A 10,129-nucleotide genomic window follows, 5' to 3' on the forward strand; every position below is an offset into this window, starting at 1 on the left:
ATCCCCTTCGTACGGGTGGCCGGGTGTCACATCGCCGAACTGGGCACCGAACGCGATCTGGGCGGCGTGGTCGAGGTTCTGGTCGCGGAAGAAGACCACCTTCCAGCGGTGCAGTGCGTCCCGGATCCCGGTGCGCTGATCCGGGGTCAGCGGCACCGACAGGTCGACGCCGTCGATGAGTGCCCCGGTCCAACCCGACAACGGAGTGACCCGGATCCCCGCGGCGTCGTGGTCCGGTCCTGCCGATGAATCTGTCGCCGTCGTTCCGGCCGTCGTCGATGTGGTCACGCCGCGCTCCCTCGATTACCCCTGTAGTTGTCGGTAAACGGAAGCTAACGGCGATCGCGCGCGGGCTTACCGGTTTGAATCCACGTGACGGGAATGTCCGCGCCCGGCGCCGGCCGCCAGACCCGTTCCGGCGATCTGCCCGGCGCCGCCCCGGCCGTCACGCGACGGTGTTGCCGCGACGCCTGCGGGCACCAGGACCAAACCGCCACCACCTGGGGCGGGCCGACCGGAAGGTCGCCAATATCGCTGTTGCGGAACCGCTTTCGCGGGCCGCCCGCCGGGCCCACCGCAGCAACCACACCGGGCCACGGTCACCACGGACCGGCAGTATGGCGAATCTCTGTGATTCCCCGGGGGATTCCCCCGCCCGATCTGGGGTCGTGCAGAATGTGAGATCGCGTCAGCGAGCTGATGTGCACATCCGCTTCCCCATCCCAGCCACACTGCCGTCACTGGAGAAAGCTTGGTCAACCACGCAGCGTCCGCGTCACGCCCGCCGTCATTGCCGATGCCGGATCGGCCGCGTACCGGTGGGCGGCACCGAAAGCCACCCGAGCGGCGGTGGCTGCCGATCGGAATCGGCCTGGCGGTGATCGCCGTGCTGGGCTCGTTGCTCACCGCGTTCGTCGTTCTCACCACGTTCGCGGCGAAGCTGTCGGCCCGGGATTCGGCGCATGCGGTCGGCGCCAGGACCCTCGGGGTCCCGCCGGTGCCGCGGCCGGCCGCGGCCGAGCCGGCCACCGTGCCCGCGGTTTCGCGGTTCGCCTCCGACCAGGCGGGGTTCGTCGGCTCGCAGGCCCGGTGCCGCGACACCCAGACCGCGCGGGCGATCGGGCGCACCCCGGGCTCGCTGGTGGTGATCTGCCTCGACCGCAGTGGCCACTTCGAGTACCGAGGTGTGCGGCTGTCCGACGAGGCGGCCATGGCGGTCTCGGCCGAGACCGCCCGAGCACGCGACTTCGTCGCCCGCAGCTCCGGGGTGAGGTATGCGGTCTCCCCCGACGAACTGCTCGTGACGTCGGGCAGCACCGTCCTCAAGCGCGAGCCGATGGTCGAGTACCGCGAGATCCTGTCGGAGCCGGTGGTCCTCACACCGCGGTGACGGCGGCCCGGCCACCGGTCGGCACCCGTAGGGTCTGGACATGCCGTCCGATCGCACCGCCGCGCTGCACACCGCCGCCACGCTCGCCGAGGCCTACCTGGCCGGGCTGGACGCCCGCCCGGTCGCGGCCCGCGCCGACGCCGCGGCCATCGTCGATCGGCTCGGCGGGCCGCTGCCCGATCGCGGGGCCGGTGCGGACGCGGTCCTGGAGGCACTCGCCGCGGGGGCCGATCCCGGCCTGGTGGCCAGCGCGGGACCGCGGCATTTCGGCTTCGTGATCGGGGGCGCCCTGCCCGCCGCGGTGGGTGCGGACTGGTTGGTGTCGGCGTGGGACCAGTGCGCGGCATTCCACGCGTTGTCACCGGCCATGGCGGCGATCGAGGAGATCACCGCCGGCTGGGTACTCGACCTGCTCGGGCTCCCCGCCGGCGCGGGCGTCGGCTTCGTCACCGGCGCCCAGGCCGCCAACACCACCGGTCTGGCCGCGGCCCGCCACGCCGTGTTGGCCCGGGCCGGCTGGGACGTCGCCCGCGACGGGCTGACCGGTGCCCCGCGGATCCGGGTGCTGTGCGGCGAGCAGGCCCACGTCACGATCTACGCCGCGCTGCGGCTGCTCGGTCTCGGCGAGGGCGCCGTGGTCCGGGTCGCCGCGGACGACCAGGGCCGGATGCGGCCCGATGCCCTGCGGGACGCGCTGGCCGCGGACGCCGGCGCGCCTGCCATCGTGTGTGCCCAGGCCGGCAACGTCGCGACCGGCGCGTTCGACGATTTCGGCGCGATCGCCGAGGTGTGCGCGACGCACGGTGCCTGGCTGCACATCGACGGTGCCTTCGGTCTGTGGGCGGCCGCGGCACCGGCCACTCGGCACCTCACCGCGGGCGCCGAGCGGGCGGACTCGTGGGCGGTGGACGCTCACAAGTGGCTCAACGTGCCCTACGACGCCGCGATGGCGATCGTGGCCGATCCGGACGCGCAGGTGGCCGCGATGAGCCTGGCCGGCCCCTACCTGGTGGCCGACCCGGGTCAGCGCGACAACACGAACTTCGTGCCGGAGAGTTCGCGGCGCGCCCGCGCGGTGCCGGTGTACGCCGCGTTGCGGTCCCTGGGCCGCGACGGGGTCGGCGACCTGGTCGAGCGGAACTGCGCCCAGGCCCGGCAGATGGCCGGCCTGCTGGCCCGGGTACCGGGCGTCGAGGTGCTCAACGACGTGGTCCTCAACCAGGTCCTGGTCCGGCTGCCCGGCGACGAGCAGGCCGCCCGCAGGGCGGTGGCCGCGATCCAGGCCGACGGAACCTGCTGGTTGGGCGGCACCACCTGGAACGGCGAGTACGTGCTGCGGGTGTCGTTCTCCAACTGGGCCACCACCGGCGCCGACGTCACCCGTTCGGCGGCGGTGATCGCCGAGGCGATCGGCGGGGCCTGAGCCCGCGGCACCGAGGTGGGGTCCGGGCCCGCGACGCCGCCGAATATCCTCTGAGACGAACTGACCGCGCCGGGCGACCCGGCCGGCCGACCCGCACCGCATGACACCGTCTTCAAAGGAGTGGACACCCCATGGTCAACCAGCAGCAGGCCGACAAGATGACCTCGGGCAAGGGCTTCATCGCCGCGCTCGACCAGAGCGGCGGTTCGACACCCAAGGCCCTGCGCCTCTACGGGGTGGAGGACAGCGCCTACTCCTCCGAGGAAGACATGTTCGACCTGATCCACCAGATGCGATCACGGATCATCAGCTCGCCGTCGTTCGGTGGCGACCGGGTGCTGGCCGCCATCCTTTTCGAGCAGACCATGGACCGGTCCGTCGAGGGCAAGCCGTCGGCGACCTACCTCTGGGAGGACAAGGCCGTGGTCCCGCTGCTCAAGATCGACAAGGGTCTGGCCGAGGCCGCCGACGGTGTGCAGTTGATGAAGCCGATGCCCGCGCTCGACGACCTGCTGGCCCGTGGGGTGCGCAACGGCATCTTCGGCACCAAGGAGCGGTCGGTGATCGGCGCCGCGAACCCCGACGGTGTCGCCGCGGTGGTGGCCCAGCAGTTCGAGGTGGCCAAGCAGGTGCTCTCGCACGGCCTGATCCCGATCATCGAGCCCGAGGTCACCATCTCGATCTCCGACAAGGCCGAGGCCGAGGATCTGCTGCGCGACGAGATCACCAAGAACCTGGACGCCCTGCCCGCCGACCAGAAGGTCATGCTCAAGCTGACCCTGCCGACCGCGGCCAACCACTACCAGTCGCTGGTCGAGCATCCGAAGGTGATGCGGGTGGTCGCGCTGTCGGGGGGCTACTCGCGCGACGACGCCAACAAGCTGCTCGCCGAGAACACCGGGGTGATCGCCAGCTTCAGCCGCGCGCTGACCGAGGGGCTGTCCGCCCAGCAGAGCGATGAGCAGTTCAACGCCACGCTGGACGCCTCGATTCAGTCGATCTACAACGCCTCCGTGGCCGGCTAGCCCCGGCACCAGGCGCGCTCCGATGGTCATCCCGATCGATCGCCCCGAACTGGAGGGCAACGTCGCCGTCGGCGACGGCCGGCAACTCGGGTTCGCCGAGTTCGGCGATCCGCAGGGCCGGGCGGTGTTCTGGCTGCACGGCACCCCCGGTGCCCGCAGGCAGATCCCGACCGAAGCCCGGATGTACGCCGAGCGCAACCATATTCGGCTGATCGGCGTGGACCGGCCCGGTATCGGGTCGTCCACGCCGCACCAGTACGACGCCGTGCTCGATTTCGCCGACGATCTCCGGATCATCGCCGACACCCTGGGCATCGGCACCATGGCCGTGATCGGCCTGTCCGGCGGTGGGCCCTACACCCTGGCCTGCGCGGCGGCCCTGCCGGATCGGGTGGTGGCGGCCGGGGTGCTCGGCGGCGTCGCCCCGCTGGTCGGGCCGGACGGCATCAGCAGTGGCCTGATGGAGTTCGGCGCGGCGGTCTCACCGGTGCTGAGGATGGCGGGCGGGCCGATCCGGCTGGCCGCCTCGGGCCTGATCCGGCTGATTCGGCCGGTGGCGTCCCCGGCCCTTGAGGTGTACGCACGGCTCTCCCCCGAGGGCGACCGGCGGATGCTGGGCCGCCCCGAATTCAAGGCGATGTTCCTCGACGATCTGCTCAACGGCAGCCGCAAGCAACTGGCGGCACCGTTCTACGACGTCGTGGTGTTCACCCGGGACTGGGGTTTCCGCCTCGACGAGGTGCGGGTGCCGGTCCGGTGGTGGCACGGCGACCACGATCACATCGTGCCGTTCGAACACGGCAGGCATGTCGTGGCCAGGCTGCCGCAGGCCGAGCTCACCGAATTGCCCTACGAGAGTCACCTCGGCGGGCTGGGCTGCGCGCAGGAGATCATGGGCTCGATGATCGAGATCTGGGACGCCGCAGAGCCGGCCGGCACCGAGGATTGACCTGAACCATTGTTGAGGGTGCAGGCTGCCGTTATGACGACAACCAGCACGACTCAGCTGACCGCCGACCTCTGGCAGACCCGGGTCGATTCACCGTTTCCCGGACTGACCACCCACGCGTATCTGTGGACCGGGCCGGGCGCGAACGCCCTGTTCTACTGCCCGGCCACCGACGCCGATTTCGACCTGCTGGAATCGCTCGGCGGCGTCGGCGACCAGTACCTGTCCCATCAGGACGAAGCCGGGCCGATGCTGGCCCGGGTCGCGGACCGGTTCGGATCCCGGTTGCACGCCCCCGCAGCCGAATTGGTGACGATCGGCAGGCACGCGCACATCGACGTCCCGGTCGCGAGCCGGCACCGCGACGACAACGGCATCGAGGTGATCCCCACCCCCGGCCACACCCCGGGCAGCACCAGCTATCTGGTGACCGGCGCCGAGGGGCGCTACCTGTTCACCGGGGACACCCTGTTCGTCGACGGTGACGGTCACTGGTCGACGTTCGTGATCCCCGGGGTCGGCGACGGCGCCGCGATAGCCGAGAGCCTGCACCTGCTGGCCACCCTGGAACCCGACCTGGTCATCTCCAGTGCGTTCGGCGCCCGCGCGGTCACCGTGCTCGGCGCCGGCGGCCCGGCCTGGCCGGATTGCGTGGCCGAGGCGCTGCGCACGGTCCCGGAGGGCGCGGCCCGGGATTCGGGTAGTCGACTACCCTAGGCCGCCCCGTGCGGCCCGGCCGATACTCCCCCTGAGGGGCCGACGGGTGGAGGGTTTCGATGGCGACAATCGGCGAACATGCGGTGGTTCTCGGCGCGAGCATCGGCGGGCTGCTGGCCGCCAGGGTGCTGGCCGACTTCTTCACCACGGTCACCGTCGTGGAACGCGACGAGCTGCCCGGTGGACCCGCACACCGCCGCGGCGTCCCGCAGGGCCGGCACGTCCACGGGTTGCTCAGTGCGGGCGCGCTGGCCCTCGAAGACCTGTTCCCCGGCTTTCTCGGTGACCTCGCCGCCGACGGCGCGACGGTGCTCGACGAGACCTGCCTGTCGAGGCTGTCGGTCACCCTCGGCGGGCACCGGCTACGCATGCCCGCCCGGCCCACCGAACCGCTGGTGTCCTATCTGTGCAGCCGGCCGTTCCTGGAATCCCATATCCGCGACCGGGTCCGGAGTGTCGGCAACATCAGCCTGCTCGACGGCCATGATGCGGTCGAGATCCTCACCGCGGGCGAAGGCGACCGGACCACCGGTGTCCTGGTGGCCGAACACCGGGGCGGCGCCGGGCGGGCCATGGACGCCGATCTGGTGGTGGATGCGATGGGCCGAGCCGGGCGGACACCGGCGTTCCTGGAGAGCCTCGGCTACCGGCGTCCCGCCGAGGACCGGATCGCCGTGCAGGTAAGCTACACCAGCCAGCTGCTGAGCATCCCCGACGGCATGCTCGACGAACGGCTGATCATGATCGGCACCGAACCCGAACGTCCGTGCGGCGGTGCGCTGTTCGCCTACGAGGACGACACCTGGATGCTCACGCTGGCCGGTATGGCCGGATCCGCACCGCCCATCGACCGCGTCGGAATGCTGTCCTACGCCGCCGAATTCGCTCCGCCAACCATGATGGCGGCGCTGCGGGCGGGCGAACCACTCGGCGCGGTGGCCACCTACCGCTACCCGGCCAGCGTGCGCAGGCACTACGAGCGCATGCCGGAGTTCCCGGCCGGGTTGCTGGTGTTCGGCGACGCGATCTGTAGTTTCAATCCGGTGTACGGACAAGGGATGTCGGTGGCGGCGCTGGAAGCGCTCACGCTACGCGACTGTCTGGCCGCGGGATCCGCGCAGCTGGGCCCGCGGTTCCTGCGGGCCGCCACCCCCCTGGTCGACCGGGTGTGGCGGATGGCAGCCGGCGCCGACCTGGCCATGCCCCAGGTGCGGGGCCATCGGCCGCTGTCGATCCGGATCTCCAACTGGTTCACCGAGCGGGTCCTGACGGCCGCCGAATCCGATCCGGTGGTCGGCGAGGCGTTCTTCCGGGTGATGAACCTCGTCGCATCGCCCGGCCTGCTGCTGCGTCCGTCGATCCTCGCCCGGGTCGCGACCGCCCGCACCCACCGGCCTGCGGTTCCGGCCACCGCCGAACCGATCCCGCTGCCGGTGCAGCTGCCGAAGCCCTAAGCCGGGTCCCCGGTCAGGGCCCGGCGCAGCAGGTGCATCGCCACCGTGGTGGAGCGCTCCCGGATGTCGGACCGGTTGCCGGGCAGGCGACGGGTACGGGTGAGCTCCACGCCCGGGGCGCGAACCGAGAAGCACACCGTCCCGACCGGCTTGTCCGGTGTGCCGCCGTCCGGGCCCGCGATGCCGGTGATGACCACCGCGGTATCGGCACCGAAGTGGTGCAGCGCCCCGGCCGCCATCGCGGCCGCGACCGGTTCGGAGACCGCGCCGTGCTCGGCGATCAGCACCGGGTCCACATTCAGCAACTCGGCTTTGGCTTCGTTGGCGTAGGCCACCACCCCGCCCAGCACGTACGCCGAGGAACCGGGGCGATCGGTCAGGCGCGCGGCCAGCAGGCCTGCGGTGCACGATTCGGCGGTCGCGATCCGGCGGCCGGCGAGCAGGGCGGCGACCTGATCGTCGACGGTCGAGCCGTCCTCGGAGAACACCACCGGGCCGTGCCGGTCCCGCAACAGCGCGACCAACTCGGTGTACACCCCGGCGGCATCGGGTTCGTAGCGGGTGACGATCTCCAGCTCGCCGCGGCGCAGGCAGGTGGTGATCTCCAGGGTGTCGAATCCCGGGACGGTCCGCTGCGCCTCCCGCAGGGTTTCGGCCAGGCCGGATTCGGCCAGGCCGAACATCCGGATCATCTCCTGGCGGTACACGGTGCGGCCGGCGATGGCCTGCTTGACGGCGTCGGTTTCGACGGCGCGCGACCACATCGGCTGCAACTCGCGCGGCGGGCCCGGCAGCACGACGACGGTCGGAGCGCCCGGCACGACCACCCCCGGCGCGGTGCCGACCGGTTCCAGGATCTCGGCCCCGACCGGCACCAGGGCCTGTTTGCGGTTGGCGGCCCGGACCGCGTCGAAGTCCACCTCGGCGCCGCGGCGGGCCATCAGCGTGCGCAGGATGTCGGCGATCCGCGCCTCCAGCTCCGCGTCCAGAACCAGCTCTCGGCCGCTGAACTCGGCCACCGTCGCCACGGTCAGGTCGTCGGCGGTCGGGCCGAGCCCGCCACTGGTGACGATCAGGTCCACCCCTTCGGCGGCCAGGAACCGCAGCTGCGCGTCGATATCGCCGGGACGGTCACCGCAGATCGTGATGTGGGCGAGTTCGACCCCCAGCTCGAGGAGCTGATCGGCCAGCCACGGCCCGTTACGGTCCTGGACCCGGCCGGTGAGGACTTCCGTTCCGGTGACGACGATGCCTGCGCGTGCACTCACGGGGTGAACACTACGCACCGGGTGCGCTAAAAGCCGAAACCCAACTGGGCCGGAATGTCACTGGCAAATGCGGCGCCGATCCGGTGCACCAGCGCCGGGTCGTTGCAGCTCAACCGATTTGCCGCGGCATAACCCGCGATGTGGGCACCGCCGAGGTAGAGGCCGCCGAGGACGTCGAGGTCGAGCCGCACGTCGGCCGGCCGCTCGGTGGGCGTGCAGGTGGCCCGACCGTCACGGATTCGCAGGTCGAATTGTCCACCGTCACTGCGGAATCCGTCGTTAACCTGCAACACCACGTCGAGGTCGGCCTGGTAGCGGCGTGCGGTGAGGGCGGCCGCGACGTCCATGATCCGGATCCACAGGCTGTCCGAACTGGCCGTCACCCCGACCAGCCGCGGGTTGGTCAGCAACTGCGGCACCACGTTGGCCGGAGAGGTCCAGATGTTCACCTTCTCCATCAGATCCATGCCGAGCAGCGCGCGCCACAGGGCGACCTGCGCGTCGCCGGTCACGGCGGTGAACTCCCACACGTGGATGTTCATCGGAGCGCTGCCGTTGATCCGGTACAGCACATAGCCGTCGGGGTGCAGCAGGGCGAACAGTTCCGAGCCACCGTCGCGGGTGTCCGGCCGGTCGGCCAGCAGCTCGTCCCACACCGCCTGCGGGCGCCGCAGCCCGCCCGGGGTGCGGCGCCGCCAGCGTTCGTAGATCTCGACGAACGCGGTCGGGTGCTCGGCGGGCCGGGCCAGCCGCACCCCACCGGAGTCCGGCGCCGAGGCGTGGAACTCGGCGAACCGCCGGTCGATCGAGATCAACTGCTTGGCCGTCGCGGGCCCGTAGCCGAACCGGCCGTAGATACCGCCCTCGCTGGCCGTCAGTGCCGCGACCGGGTACCCGGCGCCGGCGATGCGCTCATGCAGTTCGGTGTAGAGCGTGCGCAATATGCCACGCCGCCGGTGGGTCGGGGCGACCCCGACGAAGCTGACGCCGGCCGCGGGGATCACCGCGCCGCCGGGCACCGTGAGTGCGAGGTCCAGATAGACGGACTGCCCGACCACGTCGGCCCCGTCGCACACCACGAGCGCACCGTCGTCGGGCACCATGGCGCGCCACGCCGCGATCGTGTCCGGATGACTGATCTCCCCGAATACGGTGTCGGAGAGCAGCCTGATCGCCGCCCAGTCCGCGTCTACGGCGGTCCGGGCGGCCAGGTCCGTCGTGGGCGTGATCACAGCATGCGACAGTGCCACACCGACCGGGCCCGCCGCGATGGAATTTCCGGCGTGGCCGGACCGGTCAACGGTTCAGCCAGCGCCGAACCGTCGGCAGGTCGCGGGTGTAGGTGGTCATGATGTCGTCCTGATGCAGCGAGGCGCCGCTGATCGCGCCCTGCCCCTGCCAGATCACCCGGATCCGGTTGGTGTCGCGCTGGTAGACGTCGACCCGGTCGACGTCACGGCGCCGCCAGCCACCGACCTCTGCCAGTTTGCCCAGTTCGTGACGTTCGTCGGTTGTGGTCATCGGCCGATTCTAACGGCGCGCCGGCGGGTCGATCGGGACGACCACCGGCGCACTGTTGTACCCGCTGACCCGGATCCAGTTCGCAGCCGGCTGCGATGCCGCGATCCGGCCGGTGATGCGCACGGTCTCGCCGGGGTACACCGTGACGTAGTTGTCCGAGTAGCCGATCGGCAGGATCTCGTCACCGTCGCGGGTGCTGGTGGCCTCGGCCCGTTCGAAGAACGCGATGTGGCGGGTGGGGTTGTGCAGGCTGATCGTCACGCTCGTCGCATCCGGCCCCGCCGAGCGCTCGGCGGCGACCCGCCGCGGGGCCCCCGCCAAGGTAGATCGGAAGAGCGGCGGGGGGGGGAAGAGTGTGGGGTGAGAGGGGTTGAGCTCGGGG

General features: G+C 71.3%; 10 protein-coding genes and 1 pseudogene. 6 read left to right on the top strand and 5 right to left on the bottom strand.

Annotated features, from left to right (window positions below; genetic code table 11):
- The coding region (locus ACWDTP_RS34145) for a TauD/TfdA dioxygenase family protein (RefSeq protein WP_450027652.1) at nt 1-288 on the bottom strand (288 nt) is incomplete at its 3' end.
- 508 nt (nt 289-796) lie between these two features.
- Between ACWDTP_RS34145 and ACWDTP_RS34150 the strand changes: the two genes are divergently transcribed.
- The 6 genes from ACWDTP_RS34150 to ACWDTP_RS34175 all read left to right on the top strand — a co-directional run bounded on the left by ACWDTP_RS34150 (nt 797) and on the right by ACWDTP_RS34175 (nt 6,958).
- The gene (locus ACWDTP_RS34150) at nt 797-1,390 is read left to right on the top strand and encodes a hypothetical protein (RefSeq protein WP_450027653.1); all 594 of its coding nucleotides are present in this window, start codon (nt 797-799) and stop codon (nt 1,388-1,390) included.
- 40 nt (nt 1,391-1,430) lie between these two features.
- On the top strand, nt 1,431-2,813 hold the full coding sequence (locus ACWDTP_RS34155; protein WP_450027654.1) for a pyridoxal phosphate-dependent decarboxylase family protein: 1,383 nt from the start codon (nt 1,431-1,433) through the stop codon (nt 2,811-2,813).
- 131 nt (nt 2,814-2,944) lie between these two features.
- Nucleotides 2,945-3,838, top strand: coding sequence for a fructose bisphosphate aldolase (locus tag ACWDTP_RS34160; protein WP_450027655.1), 894 nt, complete (start codon nt 2,945-2,947; stop codon nt 3,836-3,838).
- Nucleotides 3,839-3,860: 22 nt separating this feature from the next.
- Nucleotides 3,861-4,787: an alpha/beta fold hydrolase gene (locus ACWDTP_RS34165; RefSeq protein ID WP_450027656.1), complete on the top strand. Its 927-nt coding sequence runs from the start codon at nt 3,861-3,863 to the stop codon at nt 4,785-4,787.
- Nucleotides 4,788-4,820: 33 nt separating this feature from the next.
- Nucleotides 4,821-5,504 carry an MBL fold metallo-hydrolase gene (locus ACWDTP_RS34170; protein ID WP_450027657.1) on the top strand — a complete coding sequence of 228 codons (684 nt, stop codon included), beginning with the start codon at nt 4,821-4,823 and terminating at the stop codon, nt 5,502-5,504.
- 59 nt (nt 5,505-5,563) lie between these two features.
- On the top strand, nt 5,564-6,958 hold the full coding sequence (locus ACWDTP_RS34175; protein WP_450027658.1) for an FAD-dependent oxidoreductase: 1,395 nt from the start codon (nt 5,564-5,566) through the stop codon (nt 6,956-6,958).
- On the opposite strand, the gene ACWDTP_RS34180 is transcribed toward ACWDTP_RS34175, so the two are convergent.
- From ACWDTP_RS34180 to ACWDTP_RS34195, 4 genes and pseudogenes are all read right to left on the bottom strand, one after another.
- Nucleotides 6,955-8,226, bottom strand: coding sequence for a competence/damage-inducible protein A (locus ACWDTP_RS34180; protein ID WP_450027659.1), 1,272 nt, complete (start codon nt 8,224-8,226; stop codon nt 6,955-6,957). The two genes, ACWDTP_RS34175 and ACWDTP_RS34180, sit on opposite strands and share 4 nt — an antisense overlap.
- A gap of 26 nt (nt 8,227-8,252) precedes the next feature.
- Nucleotides 8,253-9,458 (bottom strand): enhanced intracellular survival protein Eis, encoded by a 1,206-nt coding sequence (locus tag ACWDTP_RS34185; protein ID WP_450027660.1) that lies wholly within the window; start codon nt 9,456-9,458, stop codon nt 8,253-8,255.
- A gap of 64 nt (nt 9,459-9,522) precedes the next feature.
- Nucleotides 9,523-9,747 (bottom strand): hypothetical protein, encoded by a 225-nt coding sequence (locus ACWDTP_RS34190; RefSeq protein WP_450027661.1) that lies wholly within the window; start codon nt 9,745-9,747, stop codon nt 9,523-9,525.
- A gap of 9 nt (nt 9,748-9,756) precedes the next feature.
- Nucleotides 9,757-10,129: pseudogene (locus tag ACWDTP_RS34195) on the bottom strand (hypothetical protein); the annotation flags it as partial.

The organism is Mycobacterium sp. NPDC003449 (assembly GCF_053588415.1).